The 16593-nt window shown below is 67.8% G+C and carries 16 protein-coding genes; 12 read left to right on the forward strand and 4 right to left on the reverse strand.

Annotated features, from left to right (window positions below; translation table 11 throughout):
* Positions 1-70: 70 nt before the first annotated feature.
* The 5 genes from ACYVDK_RS10270 (at position 71) to ACYVDK_RS10290 (ending at position 5281) form a co-directional block, all read left to right on the forward strand.
* Positions 71-2575, forward strand: coding sequence for a CDP-glycerol glycerophosphotransferase family protein (locus ACYVDK_RS10270; RefSeq protein ID WP_460521317.1), 2505 nt, complete (start codon positions 71-73; stop codon positions 2573-2575).
* The gene (locus ACYVDK_RS10275) at positions 2572-3300 is read left to right on the forward strand and encodes a phosphatase PAP2 family protein (protein WP_460521319.1); all 729 of its coding nucleotides are present in this window, start codon (positions 2572-2574) and stop codon (positions 3298-3300) included. Before ACYVDK_RS10270 ends, ACYVDK_RS10275 begins: the two co-directional genes overlap by 4 nt.
* Positions 3290-3970: a response regulator transcription factor gene (locus ACYVDK_RS10280; RefSeq protein ID WP_460521322.1), complete on the forward strand. Its 681-nt coding sequence runs from the start codon at positions 3290-3292 to the stop codon at positions 3968-3970. Before ACYVDK_RS10275 ends, ACYVDK_RS10280 begins: the two co-directional genes overlap by 11 nt.
* A gap of 56 nt (positions 3971-4026) precedes the next feature.
* Complete coding sequence (locus ACYVDK_RS10285) at positions 4027-5031, forward strand: sensor histidine kinase (protein WP_460521324.1); 1005 nt, start codon at positions 4027-4029, stop codon at positions 5029-5031.
* 100 nt (positions 5032-5131) lie between these two features.
* Entirely contained in the window at positions 5132-5281 is a 150-nt protein-coding gene (locus tag ACYVDK_RS10290; protein ID WP_460521326.1) for a hypothetical protein, read from the forward strand.
* A gap of 18 nt (positions 5282-5299) precedes the next feature.
* On the opposite strand, the gene ACYVDK_RS10295 is transcribed toward ACYVDK_RS10290, so the two are convergent.
* Positions 5300-6034, reverse strand: coding sequence for a phosphatase PAP2 family protein (locus ACYVDK_RS10295; protein ID WP_460521329.1), 735 nt, complete (start codon positions 6032-6034; stop codon positions 5300-5302).
* Between the two features lie 174 nt (positions 6035-6208).
* Between ACYVDK_RS10295 and ACYVDK_RS10300 the strand changes: the two genes are divergently transcribed.
* The 7 genes from ACYVDK_RS10300 (at position 6209) to ACYVDK_RS10330 (ending at position 14150) form a co-directional block, all read left to right on the forward strand.
* Positions 6209-7756, forward strand: a complete 1548-nt coding sequence (locus tag ACYVDK_RS10300) for a glycosyltransferase family 39 protein (RefSeq protein ID WP_460521331.1) — start codon at positions 6209-6211, stop codon at positions 7754-7756.
* Positions 7757-7809: 53 nt separating this feature from the next.
* Positions 7810-8613: a COG4705 family protein gene (locus ACYVDK_RS10305; RefSeq protein ID WP_460521333.1), complete on the forward strand. Its 804-nt coding sequence runs from the start codon at positions 7810-7812 to the stop codon at positions 8611-8613.
* Between the two features lie 193 nt (positions 8614-8806).
* Positions 8807-9550 carry an ABC transporter permease gene (locus ACYVDK_RS10310; protein WP_460521335.1) on the forward strand — a complete coding sequence of 248 codons (744 nt, stop codon included), beginning with the start codon at positions 8807-8809 and terminating at the stop codon, positions 9548-9550.
* A 2-nt stretch (positions 9551-9552) separates the two neighbouring features.
* Positions 9553-10779 carry a glycoside hydrolase family 27 protein gene (locus ACYVDK_RS10315; protein ID WP_460521337.1) on the forward strand — a complete coding sequence of 409 codons (1227 nt, stop codon included), beginning with the start codon at positions 9553-9555 and terminating at the stop codon, positions 10777-10779.
* A gap of 455 nt (positions 10780-11234) precedes the next feature.
* Positions 11235-12674 (forward strand): ferredoxin reductase family protein, encoded by a 1440-nt coding sequence (locus tag ACYVDK_RS10320; protein WP_460521339.1) that lies wholly within the window; start codon positions 11235-11237, stop codon positions 12672-12674.
* 49 nt (positions 12675-12723) lie between these two features.
* Positions 12724-13269, forward strand: coding sequence for an FMN-binding protein (locus tag ACYVDK_RS10325; RefSeq protein ID WP_460521341.1), 546 nt, complete (start codon positions 12724-12726; stop codon positions 13267-13269).
* A gap of 23 nt (positions 13270-13292) precedes the next feature.
* Positions 13293-14150 carry an FAD:protein FMN transferase gene (locus ACYVDK_RS10330; protein WP_460521343.1) on the forward strand — a complete coding sequence of 286 codons (858 nt, stop codon included), beginning with the start codon at positions 13293-13295 and terminating at the stop codon, positions 14148-14150.
* Here the strand turns inward: ACYVDK_RS10330 and ACYVDK_RS10335 are convergent.
* The 3 genes from ACYVDK_RS10335 to ACYVDK_RS10345 form a co-directional block, all read right to left on the reverse strand.
* Positions 14098-15099: a sensor histidine kinase gene (locus ACYVDK_RS10335; protein WP_460521345.1), complete on the reverse strand. Its 1002-nt coding sequence runs from the start codon at positions 15097-15099 to the stop codon at positions 14098-14100. The genes ACYVDK_RS10330 and ACYVDK_RS10335 overlap by 53 nt on opposite strands.
* Complete coding sequence (locus ACYVDK_RS10340; protein ID WP_460521347.1) at positions 15096-15764, reverse strand: response regulator transcription factor; 669 nt, start codon at positions 15762-15764, stop codon at positions 15096-15098. The genes ACYVDK_RS10335 and ACYVDK_RS10340 overlap by 4 nt, the downstream gene beginning before the upstream one ends.
* Before the next feature lie 191 nt (positions 15765-15955).
* Entirely contained in the window at positions 15956-16591 is a 636-nt protein-coding gene (locus ACYVDK_RS10345; protein WP_460521349.1) for a CoA transferase subunit B, read from the reverse strand.
* Between the last annotated feature and the right edge of the window lie 2 nt (positions 16592-16593).

Consider the following 16593-nt stretch of genomic DNA (forward strand, 5'->3'; position numbering starts at 1 on the left):
CCTACGATGTGAGAAGTCTTTGAGTCGCATGCAAAGACTCATCGGGGCCACGTATTGCCAGGAGTCGTCAGTGAAGTCACCGCTCGCCCGCATTCGCCGACAAGCGCGAAAACTGAAGCGCGCTGCGCAATACGACAGGCACGCGTACTGGCGTAAGCAGCCGGTGCGCCCGGCAACGGTGCTGTACGAATCGTTCTCGGGCAACGGCGCCCTGTGCAACCCGGAGGCGATCTTCCGCGGCCTGATCGCCGACCCGGAGTTCGCCGGGTTCGAACACGTGTGGGCGCTGGCCGAACGCGATTCCGCACCCGAACTCGTGCGCGAGTTCTCGAACGAGCCCCGCGTCACGTTCGTGCGCTACCGCAGCGGGGCGTACTACAAGGCGCTCGCCACCAGCCAGTACCTCGTGAACAACGCGACGTTCCCCGCGGAGTTCAGCAAACGGCCGGGGCAGGTGTATCTGAACACCTGGCATGGCACGCCCCTGAAGCAGATGGGCTTCGACATGCCGGGCGGGGCGCTCGAAGCGGCGAACACGCTGCGCAACTTCCTCGCCGCAGACTTTCTGCTCGCCGCCAACGACTTCATGGCCGAGCGCATGTACGAGGATGCCTACCGCCTGCGCAACATCTACACGGGCCGCATCATCACAGAGGGCTATCCGCGAATCGACCGACAGCGACTCGACAGCCCGGCCGTCGGGCGCGTGCGCGCCGCCCTGGAACAATCCGGTGCGGAGCTGAGCGGGCGCGGCATCGTGCTCTACGCGCCGACGTGGCACGGCGAGGCCTTCGGACGGCCCGAGGATGATGTCGACCAGCTGATCGTCGACGTGCGGCGGCTGCAGCACGAACTCGGTTCCGATTACGTCGTGCTGCTGAAGACGCACCAGATCGTGCACGGGTTCGCGGCGTCACGGCCTGAGCTGCGGCGCATGCTCGCCCCGAATTCGTTGCCGACGAACGTGATCCTCGGCGTCTGCGACGGGCTCATCACCGACTACTCCTCGATCTTCTTCGATTACCTCGCCACCGGGAGACCGATCGTTTTCTACACGCCCGGCGCCGACGAGTACGCACAGACGCGCGGAACGTACTTTCCACCCGAGGAGTTGCCGGGCCCGGTGGTCGACGACGCGGCAGAGGCGGGCCAGGCCATGGTGCGGCTGCTGAAGGGCGAGCCCGCCACCGAACGGTACGCGCAGTGGCAGGAGCGGTTCTCCCCACACGAAGACGGCCATGCGACCCAGCGCGTCATCGACGTCGTCTTCAAAGGCATCACCGCAGACCACGCTGTGCGAGCCGCAGCCGACGACGGCCGGCGCCGCCTGCTCCTCTACCTCGGCGGAATGCGTTCCAACGGCATCACCACCGCCGCGATGAACCTTCTGGCAGGCATCGATCACGAACGCTACGACGTGACCGCGCTGATGTCGTACTCGCGACGCAGTTGGGCACGCGCGAACCAGGCGCTGATCCCCCAACAGGTGCGGCAGATCTACCGCGTCGGAGGCATGAACGGCAGCAAGCTCTCCCACGTGCGCCGCAAACTCGACGAGCGGCGCGGCGAGGTGCTGCAGCATGACGATCCGCTGCGGTACAAGGCGCTGTGGGACGACGAGTGGAGGCGGGTCTTCGGCGACGCGAAGTTCGACTGGGTCGCCGACTTCAGCGGGTACGGCCCATTCTGGGCGACGCTTCTGCTGCACTCGCCCGACGCCCCCCGTGCGATCTGGCTGCACAACGAGATGGCGGCCGATCGGCACCGCGAGGTGAACGGCAAGAAGCGCATGCTGCGCAGCCTCGGTCATGTCTTCGCGCTATACCGCTCATACGATCAGCTGGTCTCGGTCTCGCCGCGGCTGACCGATCTGAACCGCAGCGAGCTGGCCGAGTTCGCACCGGCCGACCGCTTCGTGACCGTGCGGAACCTTCCGAACGTCGAACGCGTTCTCGCCGGAATGCAGCAGCCGCTGGCCGAGCTGGACGGGCATCCGATCGACCCGGAGACCGATGAGGTGCTCGTACCCGACTGGGTGCGAGCGTTGGAGCAGCATAACGGCCGCTGGTTCGTGACCGTCGGGCGCCTGTCGCCGGAGAAGAACCATGCGCGACTGATCAGGGCGTTCGGCGACGTGCACGTCAAGCACCCGGATGCCCGCCTGCTGATCGTGGGCGGCGGACCGCTCAGAGAGGAGCTGTCTGCTCTGATCGACGAACTCGGACTCACGGACTCCGCCACGCTGACCGGCGCGTATCAGAACCCGTTCGCCATCCTGGCTGCTGCCGACTGCTTCGTGCTCTCGAGCGTCTACGAGGGACAGCCGATGGTGTTGTTGGAGGCGGCCGTGTGCCGGCTCCCGATCGTCTCGACGGCGTTCGCGTCGGTGCACGACGCGCTGCCCTCCGGCGCGATCCACGTCGTGGGACAGGCCGATTCCGCTCTGGCCGACGGCATGCTCGCGTACCTGAACGGTGACGTGCCGCCCAGTGCGCTGGACGCCGACGCCTACCGCGCCGAGGTCGCTGAAGAGTTCACCGGCATCGCGGATGCCGCAAGGCAGGGTGCAGGATGACCGCCGGCGACCCGCTTCGCCCGGTACGGCATCCGATTCCCCTCCTCGTTCTGGGGCTGTGCGGCATCGTGCTCACCGGAGCGCTCGGGTTCGCAGTCACGCACGTGCCGCACTGGACGGTGTCGGAGACGGATGCACTGGGCGCCATCGCCACGACCCACACGCAGGCAGGACTCGCGCTGGCGGAGTTCATCGCGTGGTTCTTCTCCCCACTGATCGCCGCATCGCTGACCTTGCTCCTCGCGATCGCGGTGTGGGCACTCACCCGCTCGTTCACGCGGGCACTCGTGTTCGCCGTCATGATCGGCCTGTGCTGGGGTGGCACGGAGGCTATGAAGTTCCTGGTGCAGCGGCCCCGCCCCCACCTGTCCGTGACGGTGGTCGAGACGCCCACGAGCTTCAGCTTTCCGAGCGGACACACGGCGTTCGCGTGCGCAATAGTGCTCGCGCTGCTGCTGACGCTCCGCGACTGGCGCTACGAGTGGGTCGTCATCGTGCTCGGCTCGGGTGTCGTGGTGCTCGTGGCGTGGTCGCGGATGTATCTGGGCGTGCATTTCCCGACGGATGTCACGGCATCCGTGCTTCTGACGGTCTCCGTCGCAGGCGTCGTGATACCCCTGATCGTGAACGTGGCGATACCGGCGCTGCGTGGCCGGCACGGCACAGGGCCGGGACGAACCGGTGCGGGACACCGCGGAAGAGAAGGTGCGATTCATGGGCAATAGCGCGGGGGGCGAGACTCCCCCGCTCCTGCTTCTCGTCGAAGACGACCCCAGGCTCGGACCTCTCATGGCCAAGGTGCTGCACACGTCGTTCGAGGTCGAGCTCGTCGCCGACGGTCAGCAGGGCTACGAACGTGCCCTCAGCGGCGACCACGACGTCATGGTGATCGACCGCCGACTGCCGTCACTTGACGGGTTGAGCATCGTGCAGAAGGTCAGGCACGAACGCGTGGCGACTCCGATCATGCTGCTCACCGCGCTCGGCACCACCGCCGACAAGGTGGACGGCCTCGACGCGGGCGCGAACGACTACCTCGTGAAACCGTTCGAGTTCGACGAACTGCTGGCACGATTGCGCGCCCTGACCAGGCGATTCGACCCGCAGGGCGCCGGTCTGCCTGTCGGCGAGTGGACCTTCTATCCCGATGACGGATGCATCTACTCGCCACACATCGGGCGCATTCTGCTGACCCCGCGCGAGTGCGCACTTCTCCGCCTGTTCGCCGAGAACCCCGAACGCACCTACACCCGGGAGCAGATTCTGCGCGCGGTGTTCAGTGCCGACGACCAGCCGGGGACCGTTGACACGTACGTGCACTACCTGCGCCGCAAGACCGATCGCGACATCGTGCTCACCGTGCGCCGCAGGGGCTATCGGCTGGGACAGTTGTGAGCCGGCGGCGGGGCCAGGGAGCGGACGCCGCCGCGATCTCCCACGCCTCCCGCGTCGTGACCGCTCAGATCACCGTGGCGGCCGCCGCCATCGTCGTGCTCGTGGTCGCCCTCTCGGTGGCGTTCATCACGAAGCAGTCCGAGCCGAGCGAACTGCTCGAGAGGCCCGCGCCAGGGCAGACGAAGATCTACGTCGATGCGAACGAGATGCTCATCGCCCTCATCGTGGTCGGCGTCATCGCGATCGCGCTGGCCGGCCTGATGAGCTGGGTGATCGCCCGCCGGGCGGTGCGTCCGCTGGGTGAGGCGCTGCGCATCCAGCGCACGTTCGTGGCGGATGCCAGCCACGAACTGCGCACACCGGTCGCGGTGGTCGCAGCGCGCGTCGAACTGCTCGGGCAGGAGATCGACGCCGGCGCCGACACGACCGAGAACCTCGACGGTCTGCGCGAGGACGTGCGCGTGCTCGGCGACGTGATCACCGATCTGCTGCTCACCGCCGCTCCTCCCGCCGAAACCGAACCCGACCGTCTCACCTCCGTCGCGGCCCTGAGCCGCACGACCATCGCCGACCTGCAGATGATCGCCGGCCAGCGCGGCATCGCGCTCAGCCTGACGGCCGACGACGATGTCCAGCTGGAGGAGGCCCAGTCGGGAAGTGCCCAGACGAGGGAAGCCCCGTCGGGAGAACAGTCGGGAGACGTGCGCACACGCGTGCCGGCCAGCACCCTGCGACGCTGCATCGTCGCGCTCGTCGACAACGCGATCGCTCACTCGCCGAGCGGCGGATCCGTGGAGGTCGTGGTCGCGCCGGCGAAGGATCGCGGATACTTCGCCCTCTCGGTGCACGACCACGGCGAAGGGATCGTCGGCATCGACCCGCACCGCCTGTTCGAACGGTTCGCCCACGGAGACGGTGCAGCACGGAACGGCACCCGCTCGGGATTCGGCATCGGGCTCGCGCTCGTGCGCGACATCGCCGACCGGTACGACGGACGCATCGAGGTCTCCGACACCTCCACGGCGGGCACCACGTTCACGCTGACGCTGCCGCGGGCGTGAACGTCACTGGACGGACATCCGTGCGATAGGCGGCCGGTCGTGTTCTGAGACGAAACTGGGACGACGAATGGCACACTCGGCAGGAGATTCGGGAGGACCTGTGGACGTCAAATGGACGACTGCGACCGCGACCCTTGGCGCGACTCTGCTCGCCGGTGCGGCCCTTTTCGCGCTGTCGCTGTTAGGCGACGAGCGGCGCCTGCGGAACGAGGAAGCGACCCCTGACGACGTCGACGAACTGGACGAGTGACTTTCGCAGAGGTGGCGCTCAGCGCCACCTGGCCCGACGACGCGACGCGGGCAGCACCAGGTCGAGCATGACCGGATAGTAGATCGCCGCGACGGCCCCGCCGACCAGCACGCCGGCGACGACATCCGTCGGGTAACCGGCACCGAGGTAGAGCCTGGCCCAGAGGGAGATGGCCAGGGCGACTCCCCCGGCAAGCGCCACGAGCCAGCGCCAATCGCTTCCGCGGGCGGCGAGCAGGAGCCCGATGACGGTGGCGGCACCGAAGGCGGTGGGCGTGCTCGGGTAGCTGAGCGTACCCGACAAGGCGACGACGTGCCCCGCAGACGACTCGAGGAGCGGGCGGTTCACGGCCACCGACACGGCGAGCGAGGCCAACCAGGCCAGGCACACGCCGCCGAGGAAGACCAAGGATGTCGCGCCATCCGCCATCAGATACACCATCAGCGCGGCGATGAGCAGCAGAACGACGCCGGCCGCCGTGCTGACCGTGATGTCGAAGACGAGCGCGACGACGCCGACGAGCGCAGACGAGCCCACACCGGCCCATCGGTCGACGGCGACCTCGGCTGCGGACCACGACGGATGCCCGTCGAGCACAAGCCCCGCGACCAGCACGAGGGCCATCGCGGCGACTCCGGCCGCGATCCAGAGCACGGGATGCCGCAACGGCGCCAACGCGCGCTGGGCGCGCTGGCTCTCCCGTACACCGGCCCCCGCCTGGAACGAGGTAGCGGTGCGTGTTCGTGCATCCACGGCGCCATGCTGGTCGCCGCATCCCCATGGTCGTCTAAGAAATCGGCGATCTAATGGATGCATGCTCGTCATGTGCTTCCGCCTCGTCGATCCGTGCTTGCGAAAGCTGACAGAAACACGCCAGGACTCGCCGGTCTTAGCCGGTTCTTGGACCCGCGCGAATTGACTGCGAGCATGGTCGACACTGCCACCGCACCGGTCGTCAGCGCCGTCCGCACAAGCGAGCGACGTCGTCTCGGCGGCATCGCCGTCGCGGCGGGCCTGGTCGCCTTGGCGGTCAGCCTGATCGGCTCATGGATTCCTTCGCTGTGGGGCGACGAGGCCGCCAGCCTGCTCTCGGCGCAGCGTTCGTTCGGCAGCCTCTTCACGATGCTCGGGCATGTGGATGCCGTGCATGGCCTGTACTACGTGCTGCTGCACTTCTGGGTGAACGTCGCAGGCACTTCCCCGTTCGCCATCCGGCTGCCCAGCGCGGTCGGCGTGGGCCTCGGCGCGGCCGCCGTCGTCTGGATGTGCGGAAGGATGCGCGGGCTACGGTTCGCCGTGATCGCCGGCATCGTCGCCGTGGTGCTGCCCCGCCTGACTTATGCGGGCGAGGAGGCCCGGTCGTACGCCACGGATGCCGCCCTGTGCGCCGTGGTGTGCGCGATCGTCGTCGAGATCGTGCTGAGACGTCACCGGAGCGTCGGGCTGTGGACGGCGTACGGCCTCGTGCTCGTGTTCGCCACCTACCTCTTTCTCTACAACCTGCTGATCGTGATCGCGATCGGCGTGTTCCTCGCCCTGACGCCGATGGCACACAGGCACCTCCGCGGGTTCGTGACGGCGACGGGCCTCGCCGTCATCGCCTCGGCGCCGCTGCTCGTGTTCGCGTATCTGGAACGCGCCCAGGTGGCGTATCTGGCCGATCAGGCGCAGGTGACCTCGTCATCCGTCTTCGTGCAGATGTGGTTCGGCGCCGTGCCGTTCGCGATCGTGGCATGGCTGCTCATTCTCGTGGCCGTCGGCGACCTGGTGCTGCGCACGGTGAAGAGCCGCCGAGAGGCACGTGCGATCGCGGTGCGCACACCCATTGCGAATCGCCCGGAGCTCGTCGTGCTGGCGTTGTGCTGGCTTGTGCTGCCGATGGGCGTCCTGATCGCCACGAGCGCACTGATGCACGGCTTCACCGCGCGGTACGGCACCATAGCGGCCCCCGCCGCGGCCATTCTCATCGCTGCGGGCATCGATCGCCTCGCTTCTCTGACCGCCCGCCGATGGGTGGGGGTCGTCGGTGTCGCCGCCGTGCTGGTCGCTGCGGCGCCCGTCTGGGTGAGCCAGCGGGAACCCTACTCGATGAACGAATCGGACTGGAACCAGATCGCCGCGACCGTGCACGCGAACGCCCAGCAGGGTGACGGCATCGTGTTCGACGAGGGTGTTCGCCCCTCCCGCCGCACCCGGCTGGCCATGAGCACGAATCCGGCGGCCTTCTCCGCGGTCAAAGACGTCACGCTGCGCGTTCCGTATACACAGAGCCACACCTGGTACGGCTCCGCGTACACCGTCGAGAAGGCAGCAGCGATGGGTCGCTTCCACGGCATCGACCGGGTGTGGGTCGTCGAGTACTCGATGCCTGGCCACGTCTACCTGTGGGGCACCCAGTCGCTGGAACAGCTCGGCTATCACAAGACCGCCCAGTACTCGCTGCATCGAAGCGTGATCTACCTGTTCACTCGCTGACGGCATAGCCCATCGACCCCCAGCACACGACGCCCGATCGACAGAGACAACGGATGACACGACGCGCCACCGCCCGCCACAGCAGCCCTCGACTCCCCCGCGTTCCCGATCCGACACCGGTCTTCTGGATCACCAAGGCGGTCTCGACCGCGATGGGGGAGGCCGTCTCGGACTACTCGATCCATGTGCTGCCTCCGGTGGTCGCGGTACTGTGCGGTTTCGCCCTGTTCGTCATCGCGCTGATCGTGCAGCTCACACGCGGCAGGTACACGCCGTGGTCGTACTGGCTCACGGTCGGCATGGTCGGCGTGTTCGGCACCATGGCAGCAGACGTGATGCACGTCGCGCTCGGCGTGCCCTACGCGATCAGCACCACGTTCTACGCCGTGGTTCTCGCCGCCGTCTTCCTGCTCTGGCGACGGCTCGAGCACACCCTGTCGGTGCACGACATCGTCACACCGCGACGCGAGCTGCTGTACTGGGCCGCCGTCGTCGCCACCTTCGCGATGGGCACCGCGCTGGGCGATCTCACCGCGATCGGGCTCGGCATGGGCTACCTCGCGTCGATCGTGATCTTCGCCGTGGTCATCCTCATCCCTGCCCTCGGCTTCCGATTCGCCCGCTGGAATGGCGTGTTCTGCTTCTGGTTCGCCTACGTGGTCACGCGACCGCTCGGTGCCTCGATCGCGGACTACTTCGGCAAACCGCGAGCCGACGGCGGCCTCGGCGCCGGTGCGGGCCCGGTATCACTCGCTCTCGTGCTCCTGATGGCGGCGCTGGTCGCTTTCATGTATCTGCGGGCGCCTCGTCGCGAGCGCGCACTCGCAGACGGATCGTTCACGGGAGTCGAATCGTAGAGCGGTGGCGCCCTCAATCGCCCATATCGCGGCTGCGCCACTCAAAGGCTCCATCGCCTCGGCCGTGCGCGCAAGCTCGCACGGCTCTCGCCTCAGTCGCCTCTATCGCGGCTGCGTCGCTCACGGACTCAATCGGGTCGGTCGTGCATGCAAGCACGCACGACCGACCCTCAATCGCCCATAGGCTCCTGTCATGACCACTGTGCTGGTGAACAGCCTCATCGGCATCGCCGTTCTGATCGCGCTCGCCACCGGTGTGCTGTGGTTCTACGGCGCGCCACACCACTGGGCGCCGGCGCTCGCGGTGCTGCGGGGCGTGCTGCAACTGGCGGTCGTGAGCATCATTCTCACCGGCGTCATCACGAACGGATGGTGGGTGGCGCTCGCGCTGCTCGTGATGTTCGGCGTGGCGTGCGCGACCGCGATCCGCCGCATCGGGTGGACCCGGCAGCACGCGTACATGCTCGTGTCCGCCATGGCGGCCGGAATCGCCCTGACGCTCACGATCGTGTTCGTGAGCGGCGCCATCGAGTTCTCGCCGCGCTACGTGCTGGCGATCGGCGGCATCGTGATCGGCAACACGATGACCATCGCGACACTGGCGGGGCGTCGGTTCGTGGAGCTCGTGCGTGACCGCTGGGATCAGGTGGAGGCATGGATGTCTCTGGGTGCGACTCCGCGCCAGTCCACACACGAGCTGGCCCGAGATGCCGTGTACGCGGCGCTCATCCCGTCGACCGACCAGACCAAGACGACCGGGCTGGTCACGCTGCCCGGCGCGTTCGTCGGTGCGATCTTCGGCGGGGTCTCACCGCTGGAGGCCGGCCGATTCCAGATCGTGGTGCTGGCATCCATCATGGCGACCGGCGCGATCACGGCGGTGATCGTGGCGCTCTGGATGTCGCCGGTGCGGGTGAAACCCGCAGCGCTGGTGTGAGTATGCGAGCTCCGGCGGGCAGGCTGAGGCTGATCGCCACTGTGGTGCTCTGCGCCGTGGGCCTCACGCTGACGGCATGCTCGCCGGCATCCGTCGCGCCGTCCGTTCCACCGCATGTCGCCACGCCGCCGATGGGTTGGAACAGCTGGAATCACTTCGGATGCTCCGTCACCGAGTCCGACGTGAAGGCCGCAGCCGACGCCATCGTCGCGGATGGCCTGCGCTCGGCCGGCTACCGCTACGTGAACGTCGACGATTGCTGGCAGGCGCCGAGCCGCGCTCGTGACGGCGCGTTGCGGGCAGATCCGAAGCGGTTTCCCCACGGCATCGCCGCGCTCGCCGCCTACGTTCACTCGAGGGGCCTGAAGTTCGGCATCTACGCCTCCCCCGGTGCGCAGACGTGCGCCGAGCGTTACCAGGGGTATCCCGGCCACCTCGGCAGCCTCGGGCACGAGCAGCAGGACGCCCGAACCTTCGCCGCCTGGGGCGTCGACTACCTGAAGTACGACTGGTGCGCCGCCGACCGCGAGGGCGTAGGGCACGAGCAGGCGTTCGCGCGCATGCGGGCTGCACTGAACGCGACGGGGCGGCCGATCGTGCTCAGCATCCACGACAAGCCGGAACAGCCGGTTCCGGCCTGGCGCCGCTGGGTTTCCGACCTTTCCCGCACCACGCCAGACATTCAGGACTCCTGGGCCTCGGTCGTCTCGATCGTGCGGTCGACGCTGAAGGTCGCACACCTGGCATCGCCCGGGTTCTGGAACGACCCCGACATGCTCGAGGTGGGCAATGGCGGCATGAGCGACGACGAGCAACGCAGCCACTTCGCGCTCTGGGCGCAGCTGTCCGCGCCACTTCTGATCGGATGCGACCTGCGCTCGGCATCGCCGTCCACGTTGCGCATCCTCGGCGCGCGCGGCCTCATCCGGGTCGATCAGGATGTTCTCGGCGCGGCTCCCGCGGTCATCCGGTCCTCTCCCGGCGAACTCGTGCTGCTCAAACGCCTCGCCAACGGGTCGTGGTCCCTCTCGATCACGAATCTCGCGCCGCGTCTCCAGCGGATCAGCGTCACCGCACAGGAACTCGGCGTCGGCTCGAGATTCACGGGCAAGGACCTGTGGACGGGCGCCAAGGTCTCCGTTGCCCGGGATTCCCGTGGCGCCGAACTGGTCAGCGCTCGCTTAGCGTCGCACGCGACCGCGACGTATCTGCTTTCCCCGCTGCCGTAGCGGCGGCCATCACGTTCTCCTCGCTCCCGCCCGTCTGCGGCGCGTTTCTTGCGCGCTCCTCCCGCGCCCAGACGACGGCGGCCGTCAGAAAGAGCGCGCCCAGTCCCATCGCGGCGACGATGAACCCCACGGTCACCCACGCCCAGATCATCTCGGCACCCCTTCGAGGTCGGGAATGCGCTCCCGTCAAGACCGGTCCGCACCGGGAGACGCACCCTGACATCAGCCTTTCCATGTGGTTCTCAGAATTCGCCCAGGCGATGGTCATCGACAGCGCCGTCACGGCCGATCACCTGGTTGGGTGCTGCAGCGGGCGCGCAGCCCCTGATCGCCGGTGCCCACGCGGGCCGCGCCGCAGCCGACCGAGGCCGTGTATGCCTATGCATGTTCTCTGACATCCATGGGAGAGCCGGATTCTTGCAACTGTCTCAAAACCGCGCAAGCACGATCGAACTATGACCACCTATCGGGAGCCGCCCGGGCTCTCGTCCGACGCCTCGAGCGCCGGCCCCGACCGGGCCGCGCCCCTCGATCGCGGCCGCATGACCACCGATTGGTGGCGCATCGGCGCGGTCTCCGTGGTGTGGCTGACGAGCCTGTTCGTCGTGGCGCTCTGGGTCGCCGGCGGCGCGGTCGAGGATCTGCTGCGGTGGAACCCCGACACGATCGACACGCTCGGTCGCATCACCGGCCTCGTGGCGGCGAACCTGCTGCTTCACCAAGTGCTGCTCATGGCGCGCATCCCACTCTTCGAGCGCGGGTTCGGCCGCGACGGCATGACCAGGATGCACCGGCTCGTCGGCTTCTGGTCATTCTGGTTGATGCTCGCGCACATCGTGCTGATCACGATCGGGTACGCCGTGGAGAGCGGCACGAACCTCGTGGTGCAGGCGTGGCAGTTCGTGTGGGACTACCCGGGCATGTTGCTGGCGACGGCGGGAACGGCGCTGCTGCTCCTGGTGGTCGTGACGTCGATGCGGCGCGCGCGACGGCGCATCCGCTACGAGTCGTGGCACCTGCTGCACCTCTACGCCTACCTCGGAGTGGGATTCTCCATCCCGCACATGCTGTGGACCGGCGCCGACTTCCTCTCCTCGGCACCCGCCACCGTCTACTGGTGGACCTTGTGGGCTCTCGCGGCGGCGAGCATCGTCGTGTACCGGCTGGTGCTACCAGTGACGCGGTCGCTGCGGCACAGTGTTCGGGTCGCATCCGTCGCACCCGACGGTGACCGCGGTGTGCTCGTGCGCATGCAGGGCCGCGGCCTGAGCAGGCTCCGCGCCGAGTCCGGACAGTTCTTCGTCTGGCGATTTCTCGATGGACCCGGCTGGATGCGCGGGCATCCGTTCTCGCTCGCTGCAGCTCCCAGCGGGGATGAACTGGCGATCTCGGCTCGGGTGCTGGGCGACGGCACCCGACGACTGGCCGCCATGCGGCCGGGAACGCGGGTCGTGTTCGAGGGTCCGTTCGGACGCTTGACCGGGCGCGATCGGCACGGCCGGAAACTGATCATGTTGGGCGCCGGAGCGGGTGTCGCCCCCCTCGTGTCCCTTCTCGAGTCCGAGCCGTACGAGCCGGGCGAGGCCACGCTCGTGGTGCGCGACCGGATATCGGGCGACGGCCTGCGTGGTGAGGCGATCGGCGAGTTGGTGCGCGGCCGGGGACTGCGGTACGCACGGCTGGACGGCAGGCGCTCGAGCGGGGCATCCGCCTGGCTTCCCGAGTCCCACGCCGATTGGCCCGGCGACGAGTTGATCCGGTACCTCGCGCCGGATCTCGAGGAGTACGACGCCTACGTCTGCGGACCCGAGCCGTGGATGCGCAGCGTCACGCACGATCTGCGGACGGCGGGGATGCCTGCGGCGCGCATCCACACCGAACGGTTCTCGGTGTGACCGGGCGAGGAGCCTCCGGGTCGACCGGGCGAGGAATGGAGTTCACGCGATGAAGAAGATCATCTACGGTCTGCTGGCAACGGTGACAGGCACGGTTCTGCTGCTGAGCTACCGCACGTCGTTGGATGCTGTGAACCCGACCGCGTCGACGAGCACGAGCGGCGCGGGTTCCTCGACCACGGGATCTTCGGGCACCTCGTCGGGCTCGTCCGCCGGCTCGAGTTCCGTGAAGAGCGGGTCATCGGGCTCGGGTTCCCAGCAGGGCGGTTCAACCCCGTCGTCGTCGCCTTCGGCCTCCGCGTCGTCGAGCGGCCCCAAGGACGGCACATTCACCGGGCAGTCCGTGGACACCCGATATGGTCCGGTGCAGGTGCGGGTGACGGTGTCGGCCGGAAAGATCACGCAGGTGGATGTGCCGACGTACCCCACCGAGAGCTTTCGCGACCAGGAGATCAACCAGCGGGCGGTCCCACAGCTCGTCTCCGAGACGCTGAGCGCGCAGAGTTCGAAGATCGACATGGTCTCCGGCGCCACGTTCACGAGCGACGGATACGAGCAGTCGCTGCAGAGCGCGCTCGATCAGGCCGCGTCGTGACCTCCGCCTGTCGGCATCGCCACGTGCGCACCGACGCGGTGATGGGAACGATGGCGAGCATCCACCTCATCGTGGACGACCCCGCTTCGTCTGCGGACCCCGCATCGCCAGGGGCCGCGGCACCGGTCGCTCACGCACTGTCGGCGGATGCAGAGAGCGCCGTCGATACATGCTTCAGTGAGTTGCGCGACGTCGATCGCGTGTTTTCGACGTATCGGATCGACTCCGACGTCTCGCGCCTGCGCTCCGGTGAACTCGAACTGGATGCCGCAGACCCGCGCGTGGCCATCGTGCACCGCGCCTGCCTGAGCGCGAAGGACGCGACAGGCGGTCTCTTCGACGCCTGGCATCAGGGCTGGTTCGATCCCACCGGCTACGTGAAGGGCTGGGCGATCCGGGCCGCGGCCGAGCGAAGCCTGCTCCCGTTGCTCGGCCGCTCCGGGGTGCTGGCCGCCGGGCTCAGCGTGGGCGGCGACATGCAGCTGTACACCGCTGCCGGCTCGGACTGGTCGTGGCACGTCGGCATCGCCGATCCGCACAGATCCGGCAGTGTCAGCGCCACGCTGGAAATCGGGACGGGTGCGGTCGCGACCTCGGGCACGGCCGAGCGCGGATGCCACATCGTCGATCCGCGCACCGGCTCACCGCCGCGCTCGATCGCGTCGGCCACGGTCGTTGCCGCCGACGCGGACATCGCCGACCTGTGGGCCACGACGGCCGTGATCGCGGGATTCCACGACCTCTCGTGGATCTCAGCACCTGGAGTGCAGTCGGGGCTCGTCGTCTCATCGACCGGCGAGGTGCGGCGATTCGCCAGGGGTGTCGAACTCACGACGTGGGACCCGTCGGCCTCCGCTGTGCACCCGCCGCCGGCAGCTTGAGCACGAAGGCGGTGCCGGCCGCCGAGGTCTGCTCGACCGCCACACTGCCGCCATAGCGCGTCGCCACCTGTCGCACCAGGGCGAGCCCGATGCCGAACCCTCGCCGCCTGCCTGACTCGCCCGACCGCGCGAACCTGTCGAACACACGATCCGGCTCGATGCCCTGGATGCCGCCGCCCTGATCCTGCACTCGCACGGTCGCGAATCCGTCCTGCCGATCCACGTGCACCATCACTGCGGTGTGTGCAGGCGCGTGTTGAACGGCGTTGTCGATGAGGGCGATGACCACCCGCGCGATCGTCGACGCCGGAACCTGAACCACGGCAGCCGATGCGACGTGCAGATCAAGCCGCACTTCGGCATCCGCAGCCAATGGGACCATAGCGTCGACCGCCTGCCGAACGGCATCGGCTACGACCGCCGGCCGTTCAGGCACCACTGCTGCTCCCTCGGCGGTGAGAAGCAGATCGGTGAGCAGCTCGGTCATGGCGTCCACGTCGCGTCGCAGTTCGAGCAAGGTCTCATCGATCGGCTGTTGCCGATCATGACGGCGTTGCAGAAGCTGGATGCGACTGCTCAGCGCGGTCAGCGGTGTGCGCAGCTCGTGGCTCGCGTCGGCGACGAAGTCGCGTTGCAGAGTCAAGGCATCCGACAGCGGCTTGGACGCCCTTCGCGCCGCCAGCCAGCCGACAACGGCGAGCAGGAGCACGCCCACGATGCCGAGGCCGATCACCCACGGCAGAACGCGGTCCACATCGACGACGAACCGGTCGCCCACGATCGGTCGCCCGCCCGGCGGCCGTCCCGGTTCGCCCTCGTGACGGCCCGTGACGAGGATGACCGCGAGCAGGATGGCGACGCCTGCCGCGATGATCACCGCAGACGCGACGCCGACGAAGAGACCGACGGAGAGCGAGGCCCGCCGGGCGCGGCGTTGATCATCGCTCACGTCGAACCCGCCCGGTATCCGCGGGCACGGACTGTCTCGACGACCTCTCGCGCAGTCTTGCGCCTGATGAAGTGCACGTAGGTGTCGACGGAGCCGGCGCTCTCGCCACCGGGAAAGACGGATGCGAGGATCTCATCTCGCGTGAACACGTGCTCCGGGCTGTCGGTGAGCAGCTTCAGGAGCGCATTCTCCGTCGCCGTCAAGGTGACGCGCGAGCCGCCCACCGAGTACATCGCCTGCGAATCGGGCACGTACAGCCAGTCCGCCACGTGGCGTCTCCGCCCCTCCGCGCGAAAGCCGCGCCGGAGCGCCCGCAGCCTCGCAAGGAGTTCGTCGAAGTCGAACGGCTTGACGAGGTAGTCGTTGGCGCCCGCATCCAGCCCATCGACACGGTCGCGGGTGGCGTCGAGCGCGGTCAGCAGCAGGATCGGGGTCGTGATCTGCGCCTTTCGCACGGCACGCACGAGCTCGATTCCGTCGAAGCCCGGAAGTCGGCGATCGACGACGAGTGCGTCATAGCTGTCGCGGAGCGCGTGACGCAACGCCGTCTCACCGTCTGCGACGTGATCGATGTCGTACGTCTCGGACAGCACCTCGGAGACCATGCCCGCGATCTCCCGGTCGTCCTCGACGTACAGAATGGCCGGGCGCGGTTCGTGCGACATGTCAGAAGCACACCACACAGTGGCGCCGCACCGCATGTGCCATGACAACCTCGCGCCGCATTCCGAGACGAGTGGATGCCCGCTTCAGTCGGCGCGATTCAGTTGGCCCGCTTCAGCCGGCGCGATTCAGTTGGCCCGTCTCAGTCGGCGCGATTCAGTTGGCCCGTTTCAGCCGCTTCACCCACTGGTATTCACACCGCGACATGAAGTGGTGGTTCGGTGGCCGTGATGACCTGCTCGGTGGTGACGCCGGGTGCCAGCTCACGCAGTACGAGCCCGTCCGGGGTGACATCGATGACGGCGAGGTCGGTGATGATGCGGTCAACCACCTGCTTGCCGGTCAACGGCAGCGTGCACCTCTCCACGATCTTCGGGGAGCCGTCCTTGGCGACGTGCTCCATCAGCACGATCACCTTGCGCGCACCATGCACCAGATCCATCGCCCCGCCCGGACCCTTGACCATCTTTCCCGGGATCATCCAGTTCGCCAGGTCGCCGGTGACCGACACCTGCATCGCACCCAAGATCGCGGCGTCGATCTTGCCGCCACGGATCATCCCGAAACTCAGACCCGAGTCGAAGAACGCCGCACCGGGGTTCAGCGTCACGGTCTCCTTGCCTGCGTTGATCAGATCGGGGTCCACGTCATCCTCCATCGGGTACGGGCCGACGCCGAGGATGCCGTTCTCGGATTGCAGCACCACCGTCACACCATCCGGCACATAGTTCGGCACCAGGGTGGGCAGCCCGATCCCCAAGTTCACGTACGCACCATCCGGCAACTCCCGTGCTGCACGGGCGGCCATCTGCTCCCTACTCAACCCCACGA

It is taken from the genome of Humibacter antri (assembly GCF_054777235.1).

Bases quoted from the DNA above. Each gene is read 5' to 3' on its own strand.
- ACYVDK_RS10275 (WP_460521319.1), top strand. From the start codon at position 2,572: ATGACCGCCGGCGACCCGCTTCGCCCGGTACGGCATCCGATTCCCCTC.
- ACYVDK_RS10280 (WP_460521322.1), top strand. From the start codon at position 3,290: ATGGGCAATAGCGCGGGGGGCGAGACTCCCCCGCTCCTGCTTCTCGTC.
- ACYVDK_RS10300 (WP_460521331.1), top strand. From the start codon at position 6,209: ATGGTCGACACTGCCACCGCACCGGTCGTCAGCGCCGTCCGCACAAGC.
- ACYVDK_RS10305 (WP_460521333.1), top strand. From the start codon at position 7,810: ATGACACGACGCGCCACCGCCCGCCACAGCAGCCCTCGACTCCCCCGC.
- ACYVDK_RS10310 (WP_460521335.1), top strand. From the start codon at position 8,807: ATGACCACTGTGCTGGTGAACAGCCTCATCGGCATCGCCGTTCTGATC.
- ACYVDK_RS10315 (WP_460521337.1), top strand. From the start codon at position 9,553: ATGCGAGCTCCGGCGGGCAGGCTGAGGCTGATCGCCACTGTGGTGCTC.
- ACYVDK_RS10320 (WP_460521339.1), top strand. From the start codon at position 11,235: ATGACCACCTATCGGGAGCCGCCCGGGCTCTCGTCCGACGCCTCGAGC.
- ACYVDK_RS10325 (WP_460521341.1), top strand. From the start codon at position 12,724: ATGAAGAAGATCATCTACGGTCTGCTGGCAACGGTGACAGGCACGGTT.
- ACYVDK_RS10340 (WP_460521347.1), bottom strand. From the start codon at position 15,764: ATGTCGCACGAACCGCGCCCGGCCATTCTGTACGTCGAGGACGACCGG.